This window comes from Arthrobacter glycogeni (genome assembly GCF_054511155.1).
In genome coordinates this window covers 106,182-130,147 of the sequence record NZ_JBTNDE010000004.1, presented here as the reverse complement: position 1 = coordinate 130,147, position 23,966 = coordinate 106,182, and the positions used below count along the sequence as shown (strand labels likewise).

Sequence of the window (23,966 nt, the reverse complement as noted above, 5' to 3'; positions counted from 1 at the left end):
CACCACCTCTGTGCCGGCTGGAAGGACCACGCTCAAAGGATATGGCTATCAAGGTCGCTTACGGAAGGACTGCGTGAATAGGAGTGTCCGGAGGTATTTCGGTTGAGCTCCTGCCACGCTGTGCCTGGGCCCGGTTGCGCGCGGGCCTAATTGATCCGGAAGTGTTTAGAGGTGGGGTAGTAGTCGGAGATCCGCAAGGACACGTGGTGCTGAGCCTCTATCGAGCGCTTTACCAACGATTCTGAACACGACTCCTCGGCTGGAATGTCCATGTGCTCGCATCGGCTAGCATTCATACGATGAATGAATGGGGATTTGCCGGAGAGATCAAGTCGTGGTGGGACGGCCTAATATTCGATGACTATGACCTAGGTCTGGGTCGAGTAACAATCGAGGAATCTCCTGAAGGCGAGTCAGGGCGTGCGGATCTCACTCTGTACGACTCACGTGGTTCCCATTTGATGGTTCTCGAACTGAGACTTCCGGACCACGCCGACGCGAGCCCGGCTTCAATGGCGAATATTCATAACGCAATGACCAAAGCAGGAGCTGTTGGCGCGAGATGGTCCGCAACTTCGGACGGCAAAGACTTTAGATTATTGGACCACAGCCGACACGATGTTCCATTGCGTGAGCGTGCCGTTCCGGTAAGTTCGCTCCAAATGGCGGCCACGCGGACCTCGCTTGACGTTCCCGCTTTTTACGGACAGATCAGAGCCGCTTGGGAGGAGCTTCTTCGAAGAATCGCGCCCATGCTGACCGGCCGGGAATCAGTGCCGACGGTTCCGCCGGATGAATTTTTCGTGGACTCTCTGCAAGCTTCCCTTGCGCGACCGTTCGCGGAAACTAGAGATGCAATACATGAGCGGCAACTAATCGACCCGCAGTTTAGCGACGAGCTGATTCGATGGATGGTCGATAAGCAAGGGTGGCTGCACGATTCACAAGAGTTTCAGTCTGAGATCACACGTGTGTCTCAGGTCGTGACGTATGTTTTCGCCACGCGCCTGCTGTTCTATGGCGCACTGAGGCGCGCGCAGCCAGACCTGCCCCTTCTTGAGTTGCCCCAGACCGGAAACCCAGGCCTCACACGGAGTTCCGTGGAGAACCTGTTTTCTCAAGCAAGAGAAATTACTGGGGACTATGAGACAGTTTTTGTGTTCGACGAGGTCTGCCTATGGGCGCTTATTTCAAGAGAATCATGCCTGGGATGGGTGCATGTCTTAGAACTCCTAGAGCATTTTCAACTTGAAACCATCAGCTTCGACGTTCTTGGCCGGTTATTTGAGCGTCTTATTGATCCTCATGAGCGTTATGAGTGGGGCCAGCACTACACATCGCCGGATGTGGTCGATCTCATGCTTTCCGCAGCCCTACCAGACGGAGTCGGCACAGTGTACGATCCGGCAAGCGGGGGAGGCACCTTTTTAGTCCGTGCATATGCCCGGAAGAAGGCATTTGTGCCGCTGGCTGACCACAATGCCCGCCTTAAGGAAATCGCGGGTGGCGATATATCTGCCTTCGCCGCGTCTGTATCCACCATCAGCTTGGCCTCTCAGAATCTTGCGTCAGGGAGCAATTACCCGCAAATCAGGGTTGGCTCGTTCTTCGGGGTCAGGCCCGGGGAAAGCTTCGTGAGCCTTCCCGACGGAGAAGGCGGATATGGCGAGCGCACTTTATCTGCCATTTCGGCTGTAGTGTGCAACCCTCCCTACATTGGTTATTCCAACATTGGTGGGCGGGCTGATGACGCGTTAGCGAGATACGCCGAGGGCTATCCCATGCGCGGACCGTTGAAACATAGGTTCAACTACCATCTCTTCTTCTGGTTCCATGCAGCGAGATTCTTGGGTGAATCCGGCAGAATGGCCTTCATTACATCGGGAGAATGGCTCGATTCCGATTACGGAGTGCAACTCCAAGAATGGCTGACGTCCACCTTTCATATAGAACTCGTCATGGAATCGATGGCCGAGCAGTGGTTTGGTGAGGCTCGCGTCGGAACTGTTGTCTTGATCGCACGAAAGCTGCGCCCAGAAGAATCTCTAGCGGAGGCCAAAGTTCGGTTCGTTACTCTACGACGACCGCTAGCTAAGCTTTACGGCTATGACTCGGCCGATGACACCTTGCGGCTGTTGAGCGTCGACAGTTTTCGTGATCGTCTTCTGTCACTAGTTGGACATGGAGAGGGAGACGATTTCGACCATCACAGCGTGAACCAAGTTGCTCTGCGGACTCTGGGCCAGGACGACGGCGGGCGCTATGTTGGTGCGCCTTGGCGGTCTCGGTATCTTCGCAGTCCTTATATGGGTCATGTACTCGATGCCCGCGATGATTTTGTCGAGCTTGAGGATCTGGGTACGGTGCATCTAGGAGCAAAGACGGGTGCAGATAAGTTCTTCTTCGTGAAGTTGTCCAGTTCTGAACGGAGCGCTAAATCCACGGTACAGGGGTTGAACGGTGCGTGGCAGGGCACAATCGCCAATTCTCACCTTCAGCCAGCCCTGCAAAATCCAAAGGATTTGGACAACGCTGGTAGCAGGAGATTCGTTGTTCGTGCCAGAAATCTTCCGGGCAGATACTTCTCGCCCTCAACAAGCGCGCGCGACAGTGGTGCCCGAGCTTACATCCAGGCTGGAGAAGACTTCGGTATTCATCAGCAGAGGCTTGTGAAGTCGAACGCAGATGGTGTCTGGTATCGCCAGAACCGAACGGTGGTCCGGTCCCCTTGGGCTTTACCATACAACTCTGCACTAGATTATTTCGCGGTGGATAACACTGAAGCCAGGGCAATTCTGAACGGTCGATTTATTGGAGTTAATCCGAAGGGGGAAGTGGCGATTGACCTTCTAGGCGCCGTTCTGAACTCTACATTTACTATGACAGCAAGATTGCTCGTAGGTGTAGCCACGGGCAATGAGGGAGCCTACGATGTGGGCCCTCCCGCAGCACGGTCGATGAGGATTCCTGACCCACGTAGGTTCTCGGGTACTGGCACGGCGAGAGTGCTCAATGCGCTCGATAGCATTCGCGAATCGGACCGCATTCCCAGCGCACCCGACAAGAATGGTTCGGTGGATCCACTTCGGCGCGAGCTGGACAGTGCAATCCTCATAGCGCTTGGGGAGTCACCCGGCAGCGCTGCGGTGCTTCTCGATCGCTTGTATATGTCGTACGCAAGATGGCGGCGTGCTGTGGAGGCAGTTGAAGACCTAGTGCGACTGAATAGGCGCGCACTTGGAGCGCGGGGCGGTGGCAGGACGCAAGACCCCGTAAAGCGGGCAATCCAGACTGTGTACGACGAGATAAGGGATAGCCATGGTATTGGGTTGGCACGATTGACCGAGCTGGACGGTGTCGAATACGTCGATGCAGTCCCGCCTATTCAGATGGCCCAGGACGCGCTTATCGAGATGACTACCGTCAAAGTGAACGGTGAGGAGCCCATGGACCTAAGGGCACCAGCCAGAGTCGAGTTTGTTAGAGAGATTCGTGAACTCGGGTGGGTGGGCGTTATTCCGATTCCGGAAGCACGCGAAGCGAGTGAGCTGCTGAGGAAGCTGAACATTGAGCGCGAACTCCTCAAGTCGGCAGCTAGACAACGCGCCGTCCCGTATGTAGCGACTGAGCGGCTAGACGAAGTGGTTGCTGGAGTTTTGAAGCGGTGGGCCACAGGTGAAATCACCTTGTTGAGAACAGCCGTTAGCACACTAGCAAAGTCGCACGAAATGTCCGTGTTTGATCCAGCCACTGAACCGTCGTTATTCGAAACAGAGGGACTTGTCCCTCCGGTGCCAAACACTTAGCTCTTGTCTAATTGGGAGGGAGAATTAGATTTCTACGGTTGATAATCAAATACAGAGCATCGGTGCTTATGCTGGGAAACAAGGGGACCGAGTAGCGGGGCTTGGCGGAGGGAATTGTTCAAAGCGACCGCACAGCCTCATAGAAATAGGATGGAATCTGAATGAGCAGTTTCAGTGAACGTTAGAACCGTTCGGAATCGACTAACCGCCACAGGTACTCCGGTGCATCTCGCGGGGTACTCGGAGGTGACTTGCGCGGGGTTTTGGTACCACGAAGAATTCTTAGCCGAATTCCTTCCCGAGACTGTAATGTCCGGTGACGTAACGGTCAACCTACATTTTGCACTTCTCCCCGAACCTACCAATCCGTTTGACCCCAATGCCGTGGCCGTGTCGCTTGAAAATCATCATGTCGGTTACCTCCCAGCGGAAATCGCGACAGCTTATTTGCCGTTCCTAACGAAGTGGATAGGAGACGGCCACGTGCCGTTCATCACTGGCAAGATATTCGCGCGCTTGCTGCCAGCGAACGACGAATACTCAGAGTCGAAGACTAGGATTAAACTCTATCTTCACGTCGAGAACGTGAACCCGCCTCAGCCCATTTCTACTTGGGAGCTACCAGGAGCGAGTGCATTCGCCTCTGAGGGTATGGGCCTGCTTGACCATGAGAGCGGAGCACGATGGGCGCCGTCTGAAGACCTGTATGTGGATGATCTAAGGAACCATCTTTCAGTCTCAGCCGCCGAATACGCTTTTGCCCACCTTGTATTGCTAGAAGCTGCGAAGCCCACGCATGCCAAAAGATTAGGGGTAGAGATAGGAGGGCGAGTTATAGCCCGGCTTTCAGCGGTGGTAAGCGGACGTTACAGAGAAGAGCTTCTGGCTGCTGAACTTCAGGGTCTAAGGTTGTTGGTAGTTGTACGTCCGTCGGGCGATCATCGGAGAATGGGCTGTGACGTGCTCATCCCTCCGCATCCAAAATTTGATGGCGTCGGACGACTACAAGCCAATTACGACTTCGCTAAGCCGCTCCCCGTTGTGGAATTTTCGCCAGCCGGTGTCCAGATGAGGGATGGAGCTGCTATTTCGGTAGCATTCGAAACTGTGCACACACTATGGAGTTGCTAATGTACGCACCAAGTGGGGTTGCGAGGTCACAAACCATTGCCCCTAGACTTGCAGTGCTTGAGGCGCCTACGCATTGATGGGACGATCTTAATGAAACCTTGGCAGGCTATCTCTAGGATTTCCTCTCAGATATGTCTGATACTCCGGCCTTCTAGGGTAGAGGCAGACATCGGCGCAAACTCACCCGAACTGAATATTAGCCGAGCGAAGGAACGAACAATCACAGTGTTCCTCGACGAAGGGGCCTTGGACGGGGATGCAAGATTTCCTTCTGCGTGTGCCGTTATTGTTGGAAACGTGCAATCAATTGAGGCTGCGATTGAGCAGGCAATAAGAAGTCTCCTACTGCGTCCCGATTTTCGGCTAGAACCATCCGCGCAGAAGTTTGAAAAAACCGGCTTTCACCACGTCGAAGATAACTTTATTGCCAAACAAGCCTTCCTCAATCTTCTGCCAAAATTGGACTTTGATTGGTGGTGCTCAAGCAACTTAGAACCATCTGAAGACTCGTATGCTACTCTCTCGGATCAGTTTGGGTGGCTAGTTATGGGAATTCTACGGAAACTGAAGGATAAGCAGGTGCACTTCGTTTTCGAGCAGAACGACCGCCTCAAGGGACAGTTTTCTGAAATCGTCCAAACGGCAATTGAGAGAACAAACTATGACCCTGCGTTGGTTTCCCATTCGATCGGAACTAAGCAGGATCGATCCCTCGCAATTGCGGACTATTGCATCGCAATCGCCACACAAGCTATAGCAGTGTGGATGAAGGCTTGTTGCGATGTTGCTAAAGCACGCAAAGAACATCCTTATCGAACACTCGCGAGTATTGAACCATCATGCTCTGTGCTCTATTCATGGGACATTGGAAAGAGCATCTCAAGTAGATCATCCGGTCGCCTAGGAGATCGGTCGTACTTCCAGCTTGCCGGACGTCACCATTCGTCGTGTAGCCACGGGCGGAGTACTCAGGTACTCTCCTAAGATGCGGGGTACGGAGTTTCAACGGTGCGCGATTCGCGTGCATAAGCAAATGAGTTGGCATTGCCTTCATGCGTGAGTCCGTGCCCCGCATCTACGAGCAGATGAGTGGCCGTCGATGACAATCTTGTCTGGGATTCAGAGCTTGGAGGATCTCCTGGTCGCCGCTTCGCTTCCGGATGAGGCACTAGTCTGGCTCTCTAAGCCGCTTGCTCTGTATGACTTGAAGCTATTGACGATACGCAAACCATCCGGAGGGTATCGAACAATCGCCGAGCCAGTCGACGCTTCGCTGGCCAGACTGCAAAAGAAGCTCAAGGAATTCCTGGACAGGCAGGTGCTCGATCCTCATCCGGATGTACATGGGTTCACGCGTGACCGTGGATCATATTCCAACGCTATGGCACATCTAGATGCTCCAGCATTGCTGACTGTTGATATTTCTGAATTTTTCTCATCCATTTCGAATGAGGAAATAATGTCCACGTTAGTTGGGCTTGGGGCGACACCTCAGGTTGCAATCGGTATCACCTACATAAGCACCTTCAGAAACGTATTGGCCACGGGTTTCTCAACTAGTCCTGTTCTTTCCAACATGTACTTTCGCGAAGCTGACGTCCAATTATCCAGACTCGCCGCGGATCTGAATCTTACCTACACTAGGTACGCCGACGATCTCACTTTTTCGGGTGATGCTGTCAACGACGATCATTTGGAAGCCGTTACCGAGATACTCGCTCTCCATAACCTTGAGGTGAATAGAAAGAAGGTTCGATTCCAACGGAGGGGTCACCCGCAGAATGTTACCGGTTTCGTGATAGCTCATCCGGACCACCCGCGAGTGCCTCGATATTATAAAAAACGGATTCGCCAAGATCTGTATTTCATGAAAAAGTTCGGGGTCGAGCAACAAGCCCTTGCCCGAGGTGTGACTGAAAATAAGTTCAAGCAACGACTTCTAGGGCAAATAAACTACCTCATGTGTTCCGAGAAGGATTTGGCACTCGGTATGCGGCAAGAGTTCGAAGACCTGGTTCGCGAAGAAGGCGAGGATTAGCATGTATCCGTAGCCATCTGAGGGAGTCGCCATAGTACATTCCCAGCAGTGGATTGGTTTGCAAACTACTCAATAATTCACTGACCTCCGCGTATAGGCGGGGTCTGACAGGGTCCTGATTATGGTCTAGCACGAATGACGTCTCGTCACCGCGTTCCTCCGGCACCAGACCATAGCCTCCAAAGGTGACATTCACGGAGGTTGGCTTGCGCAGGCGGCATTAGACGCAGCGTCGGATAATAATAGACCATGGCATCTATCGATGATTTCGACCCCTACATCCTCAGGAAACTAGCTCGTCACGCGGAGTTTACGCAGCTGAGCAAGAGATCAGCCCCTTTCGGAATGCCTGCAAGTTACAGCACCGGCGCAGTTCGGTCGAAGACTGCATTGGACAGTCGACCCGTGGAGCATCCCCCTAATGATCTTGGCCCCCTTCTCGGCAAGGTTACTTGGCGCGCCGACGAGTATCTAAGTAACTTGGACATCAGCGCGCTTTGTCAAAGAATTCGAAACTACAAAAAGATTTCCGACACGCTAGTAGATAGGCCAGGAATCAGACAAGCCTTATTCGACACTCTGACCGCACCTGGGTTCGCCAATCTGATGATTCCATACGCTCATGTTGGGGTGCCTGCGGGAATTCCATTATTCAGAGCACGCAAAATCAGCTTGTTGGGTGATGTCCAGACCGTGGCAGATATTTGGACTGCCCCAGCCCAACATATAGGCGCTGGCCGGGTCAACGACGCAGGCGAGCCTCTGCTGTATACGGCCTTGGATCCACTGACCGCTGGACTAGAAATTCATGCTAAGCCGGGCGATTTGATCGCAATGTCGCTCTTCCGATCCAGTCATAGAATCCTAGCCATCGACATGACTACCGAGGCTAGAATCCCTGGACTTCGAAAGGGGAACCGGAGAAAACTCCAAGTGATCATGCAATTTTTGGGAGAGCTCTTCAGTCAAAAGGTTCCAACGAGCGACCCCGCGAGATACATTACGCCCGATTTGGTAGCAAAAGAGTTTTTCAATCCTGACCCCACCCTGTTTCACGGCTGGTGGTACACCTCAGTTGCGGATTCAAGAAATATCGTCACATCCAAGAATCTGAGTATTCGTGGAGACGTCGCCGAAACGCTTGTGGACTACAAACATACGCAAGTCGTCCGCGTGGATGAGGTAACTGGAGTATCTGGCGAGAATAAGACAGTTGCAGTGTTGAAAAAAGATTTGACAAGCGACAGACTGATTTCCGTATTGCTGTTGGGTAGTCAGTATTGTGTCCAACTTAGCCTGATCGGCTCCGGGGCCGGTGACGGATCGATGCTCACCGGCAGAGCGAATGCATCCCGCCTCAAAACCATGCTTATCGTTTTATGGCTCCTAGCGCCTGAGCGCCATTGACCGCAGAAATACGAGGACGACTCGCAGGCTCAAACATGTGTCTCACAAACGATCGTATGTTGAGTGTGAGAATGGTTGATGGGCTTAAGGCGGTCGACCCGCGAGAACTGGGTGAACTTGTATTCTCATAACGCATCGCATAAAGTACTTCTCATAATGGTACTATTCGTTGGGTAAGTGAGAACTAGGAGTCAAGGTTGGCACTGGTCGGGTATATGCGAGTCAGCACGGCAGAGCAGAACACGGACGGCCAGCATGATGCGCTGATCGCAGCCGGAGTGAAAGATGATGCCCGTCACATGTTCCAGGATCATGGAGTGAGTGGAGCCAAAGCAGAGCGACCCGGTCTGACCAAGTGTCTAGACTCCCTCAGGGAGGGGGACACGCTAGTTGTTGCCAAGTTGGACCGCCTGGGGAGGTCCCTCGGGAATCTGGTTCATTTGTTTCAGGAACTCGGAGAGCAAGGCATCGGTGTACGCGTACTGGATAACCCCATGCTCAGCACGGATGGAAACAAGGCCCAAGCAAAGCTTATGCTGGGCATTTTTGGATCACTAGCTGAGTATGAGCGTGACCTTATCCGGGAACGCACCAATGTCGGGCTTGCATCAGCACGTGCACGTGGGCGCAATGGTGGCAGACCGAAGCTGTTAGATAGTGCGAAGGTCAGTAGGGCTAAGCAGCTCCACGCGGCGGGGACTATGACCCCTAAAGAAGTCGCCCAGGCGGTTGGGGTCTCAGTAGCAACGCTCTACCGTTATCTTGCTAAGTAGCTGCAACAGCCGGAGCTATCGCTATGGAACGCAGTAACGGCCCGGAACTAGATCGGTGCTTACTAAGGCATTATCAGGCTCGCACGGCGTATAACCTGGGCAGCGCTGGCGACTGTTCCCGATCCATAAGAGGCGATTCCTCGCCTGGTCCCCGATTTACAAAAACTTTTAGCGTTTTTCGCGCGCTCCGGGAGATTTGCAAGAAAGTCTAGTCTGTCCGTCCTTCTTGGACAGTGAATTCCTTAACAGGGATGCGGCGGTAGTTTACAAAAACTTTTAGGGCCGTTTTCGGGACCTATGGCCCTGCCTCCTTGATGAAATAGCTGTGAAATGTTCACAACATACCCCCGCGTCAACTTCGAGCCTTGGAAGTAGGCCCCTAGGAACTAGCACCTGGAACCTCCACGTAAGGAACCGTCTCAAAAACTAACGCTCCCGAAGCTAGGCCATTGCATATAGTTGCGCCGGCCGTCGTCAAGTCCGTTGTGTCCAAAGGGTCCGTGTAGCAGTGCAACAGCTCATTCCCCTGAACCCTATTTAGGCAGTTCCGCCTCTCCTTGGAAGGGCGGCACAAGCGTTCTGAGGGCTTAGATTGTGTACGGGGCATGGCGGGTTCCTCTTAAAGCAGTAACGCCCTGAGAATGTCCTCAGAGCGTCTTAGGTGCCGTCTTTCCGGCTGTCACCGCGATATGATCCGTTGGTTCGGAGGAATACGCAGGTCTTTCCCTGCTGTCAACATAACAACCCACCGATTTCTTAATAACCTGAAATGGGTGTTGTGGCCATTCTATCAATGCTCCCGTGTAATCACCATGAGTAACTCGGAACTCGCATGTACTCCACATGCACCGCGGGGAGTCATCCGGCGGCAATCGCTGGCGCGACGGTTATCCGTGAATTCTCTCTTCAAATTCTTCAATGATCTTGCGTAGCTCTTCAGCTTCCTTCTCAGGATCAACTGGCTTTTCGTGCCTCTTCAGATATGCCTCGTATTCTTCGTCCCAGCCGAGAATTTCGTTGTTCATACCATTTGAGCCATCTGTGTACTTGGTCATGCTGTCCGCCTTTCAGGCGATTGGGGTGTTAAGAAAGGCGTCGTTGCGTCGTGTTGTTGGTGCTTGTGCAATTGTGCATTTTCTTATTTTCTACTAGCTCTGTATAGGGATATATAGAGAGAAGAGACTGTTTCTAGTACTACTACAAATAATAAATAAATAATGCACAATAGCACTAAGTAGTAGTAGATCGTTGGATTCTAGGGGTTTTGGGTGGTGCATGGCTTGCACAAACCATGCACCAACCCTGCACATTTGTGCATTTTACAGGCTACCGATTCCTTCCATGATGGCCAGGATTCCGGCCTGATTCTGATTGTGCACTTTTTTTGTGCAATTCATGAGTCCCGGAAGCACACCGTAGACTCGTGCGGAACCTCCCGGCCTCGTGTTTCGGAAGCCCGATGGTGCCTTCAGATGACGGTCAAGTTCCTCCAGCCATACGGCCTTACTGGGTGCCTTCTCGTTAGCGTTCACACACCACATCTTGAACCGTGGGAACACATCTACTGGTTCCGCCCATGCGGATGCCTTCGCAGTGACATCTATGACGTACTGGGGATAGTCGCCAGCCGTCACTTCCGCAAGCCACTTCAACGGAACGGAACCCTGCACTGCGTTCGTCTTACCGCGTGCAGTGATTGCTTCGGACTTCGGAATGCTGCCCAGAGTGTTGTACTGGTCGGCTCCGTCCATGATCCAGTGCAGGATTGCTACACCGGCTTGATCCAGCAGAGTTTCCTCCAGAGGCACAGTGCTTCGACTGCTCGGCTTAAACACGTTGTCGAAGCTGACGATGTTCAGGCGCTCCACAATCGCATTGTCAGCGGTATCGATCTTCGGAATGTGATTCGCCCCGATGTGCAGGACGCACTGAGGTTTCCACTCGACAGAGTTCTTGCCCTTCTCCTGCGTGGGTACTGTGCCGCCACCGCCAGTGAGAGCCTTCAGGAACGAATCATCGGTCTTGGTGTTCTTCGGCTCTTCCAGATACAGGAACCTCTTCCCGCGAGCCTTGTACTGATCGAAGTTCGTTGAACCGTTGTACTTCTGAACAATCGCATCGACCGGCAGAGTTCCGGCATAGTTTCCGAACACGCCAGCGAGTGTGCGGACATAGGTGCTCTTGCCGGTGTTGGTGAGTCCTACTAGGGTGACAATGTTCTTGGCATCCCCTCTACCCAGTAGCGCTGCACCGGCGGCTACCTGTAGGTACTTCTGGTCGGCCTTATCTGGTACCCACTGGTCGAGGGAGTCCCGCCAGAGGCGCACACCGCGCATGCAATGTGCCTCACCGCGCTCGTCGCCTACACTGCGCGCGTCATCGTTTAGGTCGTCTACGTAGACACCAAGCTTCTTGGTGACGGGACGCTTTGGGTCTGGCTCTAGGAATGCGCCGTGAAGGTCATTGAGATCGATCACGCGCCCGTCAGACATGACAGCCCAGTTGTGGTCTCGGTCGAAATAGTCTTCATCTTCAAAGAACGATTTCTGAATGCGCTTGCGGAGCTTTGAGTGTCCGGTCTCACCACGAAGCTGTGTCTTGTAGCTCGCTGCTGGCTCAAGAGCCTTCATGATCTTCTTGCGGCCCTCTTCATCGATCCACGATGCAGTTCTTATGTATAGCGACATGCGAATCAGCATTTCTTTCACAAGGTCGGCCATTGCCGTTGCAAGGTAGTCGTCTATGAGTCCCTTGCTGTCCTTCTCGTGAACTTTCCCGTTCCAGAAGTACCAGTCGCCACTACCTTTGGATGTGGGGATGTAGGTGTACTGGTCTCCAACGTAGTAATGAATCCAATCTGCTGCGTCGAGGTCATTCGATGGGATCGTTGCTGCTGTGATGAGGAAACCGTCCAAGCTGGTGCGGTTATCATTCTCGGAATGCTTTACCCATTCTTCGCCTAGCTCTTTGATTACTTGCTTCTGTGGTTTTGGTGCATATTCGTAGACTTGCTTCTGTGCTTGTGTTTCGGTTTCCATGTTCAATCTTTCTAATAGTGTGTGGTGGGGCCATATGTACTCCCGTCGCTATTCGCCGGGATGCATTTCCTGCATCGACGGTGATTATCGTTCAAAGTTGAATGGTCGATTGTCTATTTGTTCTTGACTCGAAGACTCCATGGGGTTTTCAGTTCAGGGTGCTTTTGAGCTTTCCAACTGGGCAACTTCCTGAGCGATCTCGTACTTTTCTCTCAGTGTTTGATTTAGTTTTTCTTGCATCCTGATAAGCCTGCTCTCAGCACGTGAGAGTCTGTAGCGCGCAAGCGTTAGAGGGGTCCTACTGTGTGTTCCACGTTTCATATTGACGACCTTTTTTGATGTATTAATTGCATACATCTATTATATCATGAATTCGACCCCCTTTTATCTCTTTTGAGTTTGCTGGGCCACAAATAGATACAATGTACCCGGCAATATATATTGCACCAAAGTGTCATAGTCTATGGTTTTGATTGACTACTGATCTTTGATCTCCGGTACAGAGTATCTGGTCGGTTCAGAAACTGCACGTTACAAAAAAATTTAGTGAGAAGTTTAGATACACTATCGTCGCAGTCCCTTACGCAGAAAGCGCCCCGATCATCGGAGCGCTTAGTGCAACAGGCACCTGATCATGGATTCACTGCGGAACGAAAACTATCTCGGGCCGCATGTCCCGGTTAGGGCTGCGGTTGCCATCCACCGGAGGAAGTATGCGTACCTCTTTTAGAAGCTTTGAGACGGCTTCCCTGAATGCTGGAAGGGCTTGTTCGGAAAGCTCTTCATCCTCAGGCTTCATTCCCATCAGCTCAAACCCCTTATCAAGCTGTTCGCTGATGGTCGTCGCCGGGATGAATCCACCAAGGGCTAGCTGTGCCTGTCTGAGGCCTTCTGATGCGTCAGCGAGTTCACTCTTGCGGATTGCGATAGCGTCAGCGGCCATTTCCTCACTCAGACCATGAGTAGTCATGGTGAGTAGAAGTTCAGTCAATGCCTTCCTGGAGGCACCGACTTGCTCCTGTGCTTCGTCAACCGCCTTCTCAGCGCCTAGGCGTGCTTCATCATCTGTAGGCATCACAGCGGCCAGTGCTGCACGCTGACGGAAGAGCCACATCATTGTGTGATAGTCCACCGTCGCACGCTTCCTGAACACTCCAGCGCACGCGGCCTTACCTTTGTTGTTGTAGACAGAGCAGTTCACGGATTGCTTGCCCTTGATCGTGGTACTGACAAGGTTCGCCCCACATCTGCCGCATTTGCCGATACCGGCTAGCCACCACTTCGGATTGCGTGGTGCTTGGTGCACCTTGCGTTTCGCTCTAGCGTCCTTGTAGTGCGTCCACTCTGTCGCGGTCAGTATCGGCTTGTGCTTGCCTTCCCATTCATGCCCATCCCAGATAAAGTACCCGGCTGCAAACGGCTTATCCAGAAGGTCCAAAAGCTGCGAACTTGAGAAGTCCCCACCGCGCACGGTCTTGACTCCACGTTTGGTTAGGTCTTGCACCAGGGATATTGAACCTTCACCCCCGATGTACCTCTTATATAGGTCGTAGAGGATTGCGGCTTCGTCTTCGTTGATCCGGTATTCCTGCACGCTGCCCTTGGTGGTAGGAAGTACCGGTTTTCCGTCCTTATCGAACCGGTCATACCCAAACTGCCTGACTCCGTTGGGCGGTAGCTTTGCCGCTAGCCGGTAGGCGTGCGCTGCCCTCCAGCGCTTGCCCATTTCTTTGCTGTATTTGTGAGCGAGCAGCATGTACAGCAGTGGTGCAAAGTCGTCGTCCGGATCAGGGACACCCTCAGCGTAGGTAGCGACAGACATTGAACCAATGAGGTCTGCACCGTCTGACATATCCCTTGAGAAGCGGCTGTAGTCATCAGCTACCGCTATGTCGAACTTCTTTTTGTTGTAGTCGGCAACGAGAGCGAGCAGTCCCGGCCTGTTGGAGGTCTTGCGTCCGGATATGTCGATATCGGAGTAGACCTCTGTGATGGTCCAGCCGTCCTGCCGAGCGATGAACTCCCGAACGTGCTGTTCCTGCAAAGCAGGGGAGATGGTGCCGTCTGAAGTTTGAGACTGACGGATGTAGATAGCAGCACGTTTCGGAGCCGATGTCGTGATCATAGGCCGACACTACATTTAGGAGGGGTTGTTATCCATCTCGCTGACGGATAGTGAACGGATGGTCAGGTCGGGGAGGTCAGCTATCAGCATGGTGGAAGCCTACTGCTTGGACCGATGGTCCAGCGGCACGCAAGTCCCTCCGCATCGTGTGTCACGATACGCTGCGATGCAAGACGCGGTGTTGATCGATCACCGAACAGCGCCGCGAAGCCGAAACCCCGCGGTCGCAGTCTTTCCTGACCGTGCCGTCTCCGCAGCAGCCTCCGCGGAGACCCAAGTACGACGCCGGACGAGTGCTCTGGTCCCGGCTCGACGAACTCCCTGAGGACCGCTACGTCTACGCAGCATTTGATGCGTTCGTTGAAGCCGCGGCCGGTCCCGCTGAAAGGGCCCGGGCCTGGGTGGTCGTGCGATCGATGTCCTGCTTACTGTGGGTGGGTGCAGCGGGGCCTGACACTGGATCCGCCCAGGTGTCATCGAATACTGAGCCTGTTCACATAAGGTGTGCCGCTGAGGGATCGGTTTGGGATGCAGGTGGCGCGCGGCATCGATGATGGCCCGTTATCAATGGGCAGTGGCGGACTTCCATCCGGCCGACCAAACGTGCATTGGGGATACTCCATGAAGGAGCAGAGGCGCGTACTCGATCGCTGATCGACGTCGAACTACTCATCGAAGAGGTCAGCGAAAGGTCGAGGTCCGCGAGGGCGAGCACTGGCTCGAAGAAATGATCCGTCAGCCTGCGTCAGATTCCCAAGCCCTCGCAGCATTTGGGCCCAGAGACGGACGAGTGTCCCAGTACGCCATTGGCTATCGGGACCTTGTTCAGGTGCTCCTCGCCCGGTACTCGGTGGCGAACTTGCTCGGTGTGGATCCGGTGACGCGGGAGAAATCGCGGGTGAAATGGGCTTGATCGGCGTAGCCCAGCATCGCGGCGGTCCCTGCCAGGGTTCCCGCCGTGGTGCGCAATTGCTCCGCGGCTTCTTGGAGACGGCGTCGCTGGATGAGCCACTTTGGGGTTAACCCGAGCCGGCGGTGAATCAGGCGTTGCAGGGTACGTTCGGAAAGCTCTGTCTGGACGCAGAGCTGGGCGACTGTCAGGAGGTCGGAGCGTTCCTCTACGAGAGCCACGACGCGGTCGACGAGTTCACCTTCCGGGTCGACCGGGAGTAGTGGGAGGAGGGCCTCGCTGAACGCGGTCATCACTGCCCGGTGCGCTCCCGGGGAATGCGGGTCATTGAACATTGCTGCGCGGACACGGTCGGTCAGCTCCTTTCCGGACCGGCCGAGGACGTCGGACACGTCGACGTGCCGGTCGGTGAATCGGGCCATCGAGCCCCGGCCGATGAGTGAGCCGGCGGCCGGAGTGCACATGACACCTCCGGCCCACCCGTTCCCGGTCAGTACTGTCTGCGACAGGCCGGTCGTGACGCCGTAGAAGCGGGCGTAGTCCGAAGCGATTACGAGCAACGACACCGGGTACTGCAGAACCCGCTGCACTGACTGCTCACCCGCAGGGACGGACCAGACCGGTATCCAAAACCGCTGCACGAGGCTCGCCAGCTCGGACGGAGCCGGATACCGGTACATCACGTGCGAAGCGTCGTCGGGTGCCTTCAGGTGAGCTCGCTCGATCTCGTCCAGAGTACGCGGTGCTGTGTCGGGTTCCATCAATACTTAGGATGCCTCATCTGGCACCGTTGAGCATATGAACTCCACAGCCATCGCCTACGAGGCCGCCCTCCGCCCCCTCTCCCTCATTCTCGACTCGGTTCCGGCCGAGGCATGGACCGACCCTTCGCCATGCACTGGATGGACCGCACGGCATGTTGTTGCGCACATGATTGACACGCAGCGGAACCTGCTCTCCGAACATGGCCACGACCTCGGGCCGACCCCCGACCTGACCGACCCTGCTGCCGGGTTCCGAGATCACACCGAACGAGTATCGATCGTGATCAGCTGCGATGACGTCACCGACGTCGCGTATGACGGCTTCTTCGGCCCCACCACCGTGGGCGCGACCCTGGAGCAGTTCTATGTCTGGGATATGCTCGTCCACCGCTGGGACATCGCCCGAGCCACGGGTGGGAACGAGGTCATCTTTCCCGAAGAGATGGACCGCATCGAAGCTGGCGCTGACAGCTTCGGCAGCGCGTTGCACATGGACGGAATCTGCGGACCGGCCGTACCTGTCCCCGCGGATGCTGACCGGCAGACCCGGCTTTTAGGTCGGCTCGGGCGCACCACCTCGTGATCTAACGAGCACCGCTGGACTACCCGATTCGGCTCACATAGGGATGGGCTTACGGGCCGGCTCGGAACCGGAGATCGGCGCGAGCCTGCGGAGAGGGGCGCGCTCCAAGTGATGTTCCGGTGACTCGTTTTCCCTTGCGCAATGGCGGCATAAGCAGAACAGCTTGCAGCCGATCAACCTTCGAGTTCAGAGCCTCTTGTGCCCGATCGTTATGTAGTGCCATCTTTGCTCGCGTACGCCTAGCCTTGCGTGTCAGGCCGGAACAAGAGCTCATAGCAAGTCAGCTCAATCGCTTCGGGCGAGTACCAGGAAATAGATCATCGTGTCTACTCCAGTTTTAGCCGAAGAGAGCCGAGACGGATCCACGAATAGTTCCGGACCGCCCCCGACGTATCCCACGTCTAGGCACGCCGGGAAGTGACGGTCACGGCCGGGGCCCGGGGACGCGTGGAACAATGTGGATCAATGGTCCGGCCGCGAGATGGCAGGACGAAAACGATGAACAGACAGCGACCGAAAGGCCACCGTGAATCCTGGCGCAACAGGTAGCACCGACGTCACCAGTTGGCTCCGCATTGACCAGGCAAGTTCCGTCCCTCCCTACGAACAGCTCCGGGTCCAGATTCTCGACGCCGCCAACCAGGGTTCCCTGCCCGTAGGCACCCGGTTGCCGCCGGTGCGCACTTTGGCCGCCCATCTGGGCGTCGCAGTCAACACCGTCGCCCGGGCCTACCGGGAACTCGAGCAGGCAAACATTGTGGTCACCCGGTCACGGGCCGGAACGGTCGTCGCCGCCGCTGGAGATGAGGCACGGCAACGCGCCGCGGCGGCCGCCGACGGTTACGCCGAGGTGATCAAAGCCAACGGGCTCACCGAGGACGAAGCGGTAGCTTATCTGAGGGCCGCTCTGCGCCGACGGTGAACATCGGGACACAACGCGCCGACGACACGCTGAAAAGACACCTATCGAATATGTATTCGAACAATGTTTCAATTAGAGTGAATGGGTGTCTATTGCAACTTCGCTCGAATCCGAGTTTTCCGACCCTCACCTGCCGCAGGATCTTTCGCGCCTGATCGTCAAGGGGGCGCGCGAGCACAACCTGCGCAACGTCGACCTCGACCTGCCGCGGGACGCGATGATCGTCTTCACCGGGCTCTCCGGGTCGGGTAAGTCCTCCCTCGCGTTCGACACCATTTTTGCCGAAGGCCAGCGACGCTACGTCGAGTCCCTGTCCGCCTACGCCAGGCAATTCCTCGGCCAGGTGGACAAGCCGGATGTTGACTTCATCGAGGGCCTGTCACCGGCGGTGTCCATCGACCAGAAGTCAACCAACAAGAACCCCCGGTCAACGGTCGGCACCATCACCGAGATCTACGACTACATGCGCCTTCTCTGGGCGCGCGTCGGTCGCCCGCACTGCCCCACCTGCGGCGAGCCGGTGGCCAAGCAGACCCCCCAGCAGATCGTCGACCAGCTGCTGGAACTGGAGGAGGGCACCCGCTTCCAGATCCTCGCCCCGGTGGTCCGTGGCCGCAAAGGTGAGTTCGTCGACCTGTTCCAGGAGCTGACCGCCAAGGGGTACGCGCGCGCCCGGGTCGACGGCGACGTCGTCCAGCTCTCCGATCCGCCCAAGCTCGGCAAACAGTACAAACACACCATCGAAGTGATCGTTGACCGCCTGGTGGTCAAGGACGGCATCAGCCAACGGCTCACCGACTCGGTGGAGACGGCCCTAAAGCTGGCCGACGGTCGGGTGCTCGCCGATTTCGTCGACCTTCCCGAAAAGGACAGCAAGCGCGTCCGGGCGTTCTCCGAACATTTGGCCTGCCCCAACGAGCACCCGCTCGCCATCGACGAGATTGAGCCCCGCTCGTTCTCCTTCAACAACCCCTTCGGCGCGTGCCCGGCGTGTACCGGCATCGGTACCAAACTTGAGGTCGATGAGGAACTGGTGGTCCCCAACCCGGACCTCACTCTCGCTGAGGGGGCCATTGCCCCCTGGTCGCTGGGCACCGCAACCCTCGAATACTGGAACCGACTCCTCGAAGGGCTCTCCAAGGAGCTCAACTTCACGATGGACGTGCCGTGGCGCAAGCTACCGGACCGTGCCCGCGAGGCCGCCCTGTACGGCAAGGACCACAAGGTGGTGGTGCAGTACAAGAACAGGTTCGGGCGCGAGCGTAAGTACAGCACCGGCTTCGAGGGTGCCGTGCAGTACATCCACCGCAAGCACCTCGAAACCGAATCAGATCACGCGCGTGACCGCTACGAGGAGTACATGCGGCAGATCCCCTGCCCTGCATGCGGGGGAGCCCGGCTGAATCCCGCCTCACTGTCGGTCCTGATCAACGGCAAATCCATCTCCTCGGTCGCCGCCATGCCGATGCGCGACTGCAGCGACTTCCTCAACAACCTGGTCCTGACCGGCCGTGAAGCCCAGATCGCCGCCCAGGTGCTCAAGGAGATCCAGGCCCGCCTCCAGTTCCTGCTCGACGTCGGGCTGGAATACCTCAACCTCGAACGCGCCTCCGGGACCCTTTCCGGCGGTGAGGCGCAGCGCATCCGTCTGGCCACCCAGATCGGTTCGGGCCTGGTGGGTGTCCTCTACGTCCTGGACGAGCCGTCGATTGGTTTGCACCAACGCGACAACCGCCGGCTGATTGAAACCCTGGCCCGGCTCCGCAACCTCGGGAACACGCTCATTGTGGTGGAGCATGACGAGGACACCATCCAGGAAGCCGACTGGATCGTCGACATCGGTCCCGGCGCCGGCGAGCACGGCGGCGAGGTGGTGCACTCCGGCCTCCTCGAAGACTTGCTCACCAACGAGCGCTCCATCACCGGCGATTACCTGTCGGGTCGCCGGAAGATCGAGATCCCGAAGAAGCGTCGGAAGATCGACAAGTCAAGGCAACTGAAGGTGATCGGCGCCCGCGAGCACAACCTGACCTCCTTCGATATTGCCTTCCCGCTGGGCGTCCTGACCGCCGTCACCGGGGTCAGCGGATCGGGAAAGTCGACCCTGGTCAACGAGATCCTGTACAAGGTCCTGGCCAACAAGCTCAACGGCGCCAAGCAGGTGGCCGGGCGGCACAAGCGAATCGACGGCCTCGAGCACCTCGATAAGGTGGTCCACGTCGATCAGAGCCCGATCGGCAGGACACCACGGTCCAATCCCGCGACCTACACCGGTGTGTTCGACAACATCAGGAAGCTTTTCGCCGAGACCACCGAGGCGAAGGTCCGCGGGTACCTCCCGGGCCGGTTCTCCTTCAACGTGAAGGGCGGGCGCTGCGAAGCGTGCTCCGGTGATGGCACCCTGAAGATCGAAATGAACTTCCTGCCGGACGTGTATGTACCGTGCGAGGTCTGCCACGGGCAGCGCTACAACCGCGAGACGCTCGAAGTTCACTACAAGGGCAAAACCATCGCCGATGTGCTGAACATGCCGATCGAGGAAGGCGCCGAGTTCTTTGCCGCGTTCAGCCCCATCGCCCGGCACCTCACCACCCTGGTGGATGTTGGTCTCGGGTATGTCCGGCTGGGACAGCCGGCCACCACCCTCTCCGGCGGCGAAGCGCAGCGCGTGAAGCTGGCCAGCGAGCTGCAGAAGCGGTCCAACGGTCGTAGCATCTACGTGCTCGACGAACCGACTACCGGCCTGCATTTCGAGGACATCCGCAAACTCCTGCTTGTCCTGCAAGGGCTGGTGGACAAAGGCAACACGGTGATCACCATCGAGCACAACCTCGACGTGATCAAAAGCGCGGACTGGGTTATCGACCTCGGGCCCGACGGCGGATCCGGCGGCGGGCAGATTATCGCCACCGGCACTCCGGAGCAGGTCGCTAAGTCGACCACCAGCTACACGGGGACCTTCCTCGCCGAGACTCTCGGACGATAGGCAGTCCCGATATATTCAGCAGAGGGAATGCAGTTATCGGGTGGGCACCGGCTGTGGGAAACTTGGCCGGTGATGGATTACCGCCTGCTCGTGCTCTTTGACCTTGATGGAACCCTCGTCGACCCCGCAGGCGCCATCACCGGGGGAATCGTCTCATCGTTGGAGGCCCACGGGCTGCCACGCCCCTCCGACACTGCCTTGCGGGCCATGGTCGGACCACCCCTGGTGACGTCGCTGCGCAGCATCGGGGGCGTTCCCCAGCATCAACTGGAGTCGGTCATCGCGCACTACCGTGAGGGCTACCGCAGCCACGGGATGGCCGGCAGCAAACCGTACCCGGGCGTCATCGGCGTCGTCGAGGCACTGCGGTCCGGCGGCCACCTGGTCGCCGTAGCCACGCAGAAGCCGCAGGGACTCGCCCGGGAGCTACTCCGGGTGCAGCGGATGGACACCCTGTTCGGCTCCATTCACGGGTCGCCCGACGAGGAGCATGCGCCCGGGATGGAAGGGAAAACACCCATCATCGCCGCCGCCTTGGCCGAGTATCGGGGTGGGTACGACGGCGCCATCATGGTTGGCGACCGGTCGCACGACATTACCGGGGCGGCAGCGAACGGGCTGGACTGCATCCCGGTGACCTGGGGGTTCGGGTCAGCCGAAGAATTCAGCGCCGCGGGCGCCACCCAGCCGGCGGACTCGGCCGAGCGGCTGTTGGAACTGATCCTCACCAGGGTGCAGCGTGGGGTGGACCATGGGAATCTATGACCTGACCCGGAGCGGCACCCGGGGCCTGATCGCCGGACTGTGCCGGCCGACCGTTGAAGGCCTCGCCAACGTTCCTGCCGACGGGCCGCTGATCGTTGCAGCGAACCATCTGTCGTTCCTGGACAGTGTGCTGATCCAGGCGCTCATGCCACGGCCCGTCGCCTTCTTCGCCAAAGCCGAGTACTTCACCGGCCGCGGTATCAAGGGCAAGGCCATGCGCTCGTTCTTCGAGGGCGTTGGCTCGATCCCGGTCGAACGGGGGCAGCAGGCGGCGAGTGTCCAGGCGCTGAAAACACTTCACGAACTCCTGGAAGGCGGCAACGGGATCGGGATCTACCCCGAGGGTACCCGGTCCCGGGACGGGCTGCTTTACCGGGGGCGGACCGGCGTCGGCTGGCTCGCCCTGACCACCGGTGCGCCGGTCCTCCCCGTAGGGCTGGTCGGCACCGAGGGCCTGCAGCCGGCCGGCCAGAAACGCATCAAACCCCAGCACTTCACCATGAGGATCGGCGTGCCCCTGTACTTCGAGAAGACCGGGCCGGGTCACTCCCTTCCGGCACGCCGGCACGCCACCGACACCATCATGGATTCCATCGCAGCGCTGAGCGGCCAACAACGTTCCACCAGCTACAACCAGAGTCCGGTGCTCGAGTAATGGCCGATCCCCGCAGCTACCGGCCCAAGACCGGCGAGATTCCGGTCGACCCTGGCGTTTACCGTTTCAGGGACGAACATTCCCGCGTGGTTTATGTGGGGAAGGCTAAGAATCTTCGGTCCCGGCTGAACTCCTACTTCGCGAACCCGCAGGGCCTGCTGCCCCGCACCCGGGCGATGGTGTTCACCGCAGCGAGTGTTGAGTGGACAGTGGTGGGCAGCGAGCTCGAAGCCTTGCAGCTCGAATACACCTGGATCAAAGAGTTCAACCCCCGGTTCAACGTCATGTTCCGCGACGACAAGTCCTACCCTTACCTTGCGGTCACGATGGGGGAGAAGTACCCCAGGGTTCAGGTGATGCGCGGGGACCGCCGGAAGGACACCCGCTATTTCGGGCCGTTCTACCCGGCCAAGGCGATCCGCGAGACCGTCGATACCCTGCTCCGGGTCTTCCCCGTACGGACGTGCAGCAGCGGAGTTTTCAAACGTGCCGAGCGCACTGGCCGTCCCTGCCTCCTGGGCTACATCGACAAGTGCTCGGCACCGTGCGTCGGACGGATCACCCCCGAGGACCATCGGGACCTCGCGGCCCAGTTCTGCGACTTCATGGGGGGCCAGGCGACCCGGTTCATCGTCGACCTGGAAAAAAGGATGACCGCCGCCGTCGCCGAGCTGGACTACGAGTCGGCGGCGAGGATCCGCGACGATATCGCCGCCTTGAAACGCGTGTTCGAACGCAACACCGTGGTGCTCTCCGAGGACACCGACGCCGACATCTTTGCCCTGAAGGAAGACGAGCTTGAGGCCGCGGTCCAGGTGTTCCACGTCCGCGGTGGCCGGATCCGCGGTCAGCGCGGTTGGATGGTGGAGAAGGTCGAGGACATGAGCACCGCCGACCTGGTGGAGCACCTCCTGCAGCAGGTGTACGGCGACGGCAGCAGCAGCAACAACCAGATCCCCCGCGAAGTGCTTGTACCGGAGCTGCCCAGTAACGCCGAGGAGATGTCAGTCTGGCTCGCCGGGCTCCGCGGCGCCCGGGTGGACCTGCGGGTTCCCCGCCGCGGCGACAAGGCGACCCTGCTGGGAACTGTCGAGCAGAACGCCGCCGACGCGCTAAGGCTCCACAAAAGCCGCCGCGCCGGCGACCTCACCACGCGGTCCGCAGCCCTCCAGGAGCTACAGGAGGCCCTCGACCTGCCGCAGCCCCTGATGCGCATCGAGTGCTTCGACATCTCGCATGTGCAGGGCACCAACGTGGTGGCCTCCATGGTGGTGGTCGAGGACGGGCTGCCCCGCAAGGCCGACTACCGCAGGTTCTCGATCACCGGTGACGCCGCCCGCGACGACACTGCATCGATGTACGACGTGATTCAGCGCCGGTTCCGCAACTACCTGGCCGAGAAGACCGGTCCGGTGCCCCGTGAATCCGGCGAGGTTAGTGTTGACGACGGCGTCGGCACGGCAGTCCCGCTAGCCGACACCACCACCACCGCGACCCGGCACAAGTTCGCCTACCCACCCAACCTGGTCGTGGTCGACGGCGGTCAGCCCCAGGTGCACGCCGCCGCCCGGGCGCTGAAGGACCTCGGCATCGACGACGTCTTCGTCATCGGCCTCGCCAAGCGGCTCGAGGAAGTGTGGCTGCCCGACAGTGATTTCCCGGTCATCCTGCCCCGCGCCTCGGAAGGACTCTTCCTCCTGCAGCGGATCCGGGACGAGGCGCACCGGTTCGCCATCGCCTTCCACCGGCAGAAACGCGGCAAATCGATGACGGCGTCAGCGCTCGACTCGGTTCCCGGCCTCGGTCCGGCCAAAAAGAAGGCGATCCTCAGCCACTTCGGGTCGGTCAAAAAAATCCGCGCCGCAACGATCGAGGAACTGCAGGACGTGCCCGGCGTCGGTCCCTCCCTCGCGGACACACTGCAGCGCACCCTCGCGACGGAGGGACCCGATGGGGCGTCGGACGCACCAGCACCAGCAGTGAATATGGCCACCGGCGAAATCCTCGAGACTTAGTTAGGGTAGAGAGTGGGGAAGACCAGTTCGAGCCACCACAAATCGCCG

Annotated in this window: 16 protein-coding genes; 12 read left to right on the top strand and 4 right to left on the bottom strand. The window is 57.4% G+C overall.

The annotated features are described in order from the left end of the window. The first annotated feature begins 299 nt into the window (after positions 1–299). The 6 genes from ACX80O_RS04290 (at position 300) to ACX80O_RS04265 (ending at position 9,155) form a co-directional block, all read left to right on the top strand. A complete protein-coding gene (locus ACX80O_RS04290; protein ID WP_459332644.1) occupies positions 300–3,806 on the top strand; it encodes an HsdM family class I SAM-dependent methyltransferase in 3,507 nt (1,168 codons plus the stop codon). Between the two features lie 174 nt (positions 3,807–3,980). After that, positions 3,981–4,937, top strand: coding sequence for an HIRAN domain-containing protein (locus ACX80O_RS04285; RefSeq protein WP_459332643.1), 957 nt, complete (start codon positions 3,981–3,983; stop codon positions 4,935–4,937). A 225-nt stretch (positions 4,938–5,162) separates the two neighbouring features. Next, a complete protein-coding gene (locus tag ACX80O_RS04280; RefSeq protein WP_459332642.1) occupies positions 5,163–5,921 on the top strand; it encodes a hypothetical protein in 759 nt (252 codons plus the stop codon). 115 nt (positions 5,922–6,036) lie between these two features. After that, positions 6,037–6,975, top strand: a complete 939-nt coding sequence (locus tag ACX80O_RS04275; protein ID WP_459332641.1) for a reverse transcriptase family protein — start codon at positions 6,037–6,039, stop codon at positions 6,973–6,975. Between the two features lie 405 nt (positions 6,976–7,380). Then, positions 7,381–8,382: an RES domain-containing protein gene (locus ACX80O_RS04270; RefSeq protein WP_459332640.1), complete on the top strand. Its 1,002-nt coding sequence runs from the start codon at positions 7,381–7,383 to the stop codon at positions 8,380–8,382. A 215-nt stretch (positions 8,383–8,597) separates the two neighbouring features. After that, on the top strand, positions 8,598–9,155 hold the full coding sequence (locus tag ACX80O_RS04265; RefSeq protein ID WP_459332697.1) for a recombinase family protein: 558 nt from the start codon (positions 8,598–8,600) through the stop codon (positions 9,153–9,155). 887 nt (positions 9,156–10,042) lie between these two features. Here ACX80O_RS04265 and ACX80O_RS04260 read toward each other — a convergent pair. The 4 genes from ACX80O_RS04260 to ACX80O_RS04245 all read right to left on the bottom strand — a co-directional run bounded on the left by ACX80O_RS04260 (position 10,043) and on the right by ACX80O_RS04245 (position 15,989). Further along, positions 10,043–10,210, bottom strand: coding sequence for a hypothetical protein (locus ACX80O_RS04260; protein ID WP_459332639.1), 168 nt, complete (start codon positions 10,208–10,210; stop codon positions 10,043–10,045). Between the two features lie 264 nt (positions 10,211–10,474). Further along, positions 10,475–12,193 carry a DUF5906 domain-containing protein gene (locus ACX80O_RS04255; RefSeq protein WP_459332638.1) on the bottom strand — a complete coding sequence of 573 codons (1,719 nt, stop codon included), beginning with the start codon at positions 12,191–12,193 and terminating at the stop codon, positions 10,475–10,477. Positions 12,194–12,833: 640 nt separating this feature from the next. After that, positions 12,834–14,318: a recombinase family protein gene (locus tag ACX80O_RS04250; protein WP_459332637.1), complete on the bottom strand. Its 1,485-nt coding sequence runs from the start codon at positions 14,316–14,318 to the stop codon at positions 12,834–12,836. A gap of 825 nt (positions 14,319–15,143) precedes the next feature. Then, complete coding sequence (locus ACX80O_RS04245) at positions 15,144–15,989, bottom strand: helix-turn-helix domain-containing protein (protein ID WP_459332636.1); 846 nt, start codon at positions 15,987–15,989, stop codon at positions 15,144–15,146. A gap of 37 nt (positions 15,990–16,026) precedes the next feature. Between ACX80O_RS04245 and ACX80O_RS04240 the strand changes: the two genes are divergently transcribed. The 6 genes from ACX80O_RS04240 (at position 16,027) to uvrC (ending at position 23,918) form a co-directional block, all read left to right on the top strand. Beyond that, positions 16,027–16,575 (top strand): maleylpyruvate isomerase family mycothiol-dependent enzyme, encoded by a 549-nt coding sequence (locus ACX80O_RS04240; protein WP_459332635.1) that lies wholly within the window; start codon positions 16,027–16,029, stop codon positions 16,573–16,575. 526 nt (positions 16,576–17,101) lie between these two features. Then, a complete protein-coding gene (locus tag ACX80O_RS04235) occupies positions 17,102–17,497 on the top strand; it encodes a GntR family transcriptional regulator (protein ID WP_459307372.1) in 396 nt (131 codons plus the stop codon). Between the two features lie 85 nt (positions 17,498–17,582). Next, a complete protein-coding gene (gene uvrA / locus ACX80O_RS04230) occupies positions 17,583–20,483 on the top strand; it encodes an excinuclease ABC subunit UvrA (protein WP_459307371.1) in 2,901 nt (966 codons plus the stop codon). 72 nt (positions 20,484–20,555) lie between these two features. Continuing rightward, complete coding sequence (locus ACX80O_RS04225) at positions 20,556–21,248, top strand: HAD hydrolase-like protein (protein WP_459332696.1); 693 nt, start codon at positions 20,556–20,558, stop codon at positions 21,246–21,248. Then, positions 21,235–21,903: a lysophospholipid acyltransferase family protein gene (locus tag ACX80O_RS04220; protein ID WP_459332634.1), complete on the top strand. Its 669-nt coding sequence runs from the start codon at positions 21,235–21,237 to the stop codon at positions 21,901–21,903. Before ACX80O_RS04225 ends, ACX80O_RS04220 begins: the two co-directional genes overlap by 14 nt. Then, the gene (gene uvrC / locus ACX80O_RS04215; protein ID WP_459332633.1) at positions 21,903–23,918 is read left to right on the top strand and encodes an excinuclease ABC subunit UvrC; all 2,016 of its coding nucleotides are present in this window, start codon (positions 21,903–21,905) and stop codon (positions 23,916–23,918) included. The genes ACX80O_RS04220 and uvrC overlap by 1 nt, the downstream gene beginning before the upstream one ends. The last annotated feature ends 48 nt before the right edge of the window (positions 23,919–23,966 follow it).

Bases quoted from the DNA above. Each gene is read 5' to 3' on its own strand.
- ACX80O_RS04255 (WP_459332638.1), bottom strand. From the start codon at position 12,193: ATGGAAACCGAAACACAAGCACAGAAGCAAGTCTACGAATATGCACCA.
- ACX80O_RS04245 (WP_459332636.1), bottom strand. From the start codon at position 15,989: ATGGAACCCGACACAGCACCGCGTACTCTGGACGAGATCGAGCGAGCT.
- ACX80O_RS04290 (WP_459332644.1), top strand. From the start codon at position 300: ATGAATGAATGGGGATTTGCCGGAGAGATCAAGTCGTGGTGGGACGGC.
- ACX80O_RS04265 (WP_459332697.1), top strand. From the start codon at position 8,598: ATGCGAGTCAGCACGGCAGAGCAGAACACGGACGGCCAGCATGATGCG.
- ACX80O_RS04225 (WP_459332696.1), top strand. From the start codon at position 20,556: ATGGATTACCGCCTGCTCGTGCTCTTTGACCTTGATGGAACCCTCGTC.
- ACX80O_RS04250 (WP_459332637.1), bottom strand. From the start codon at position 14,318: ATGATCACGACATCGGCTCCGAAACGTGCTGCTATCTACATCCGTCAG.
- ACX80O_RS04240 (WP_459332635.1), top strand. From the start codon at position 16,027: ATGAACTCCACAGCCATCGCCTACGAGGCCGCCCTCCGCCCCCTCTCC.
- ACX80O_RS04260 (WP_459332639.1), bottom strand. From the start codon at position 10,210: ATGACCAAGTACACAGATGGCTCAAATGGTATGAACAACGAAATTCTC.
- uvrC (WP_459332633.1), top strand. From the start codon at position 21,903: ATGGCCGATCCCCGCAGCTACCGGCCCAAGACCGGCGAGATTCCGGTC.
- ACX80O_RS04220 (WP_459332634.1), top strand. From the start codon at position 21,235: ATGGGAATCTATGACCTGACCCGGAGCGGCACCCGGGGCCTGATCGCC.
- ACX80O_RS04275 (WP_459332641.1), top strand. From the start codon at position 6,037: ATGACAATCTTGTCTGGGATTCAGAGCTTGGAGGATCTCCTGGTCGCC.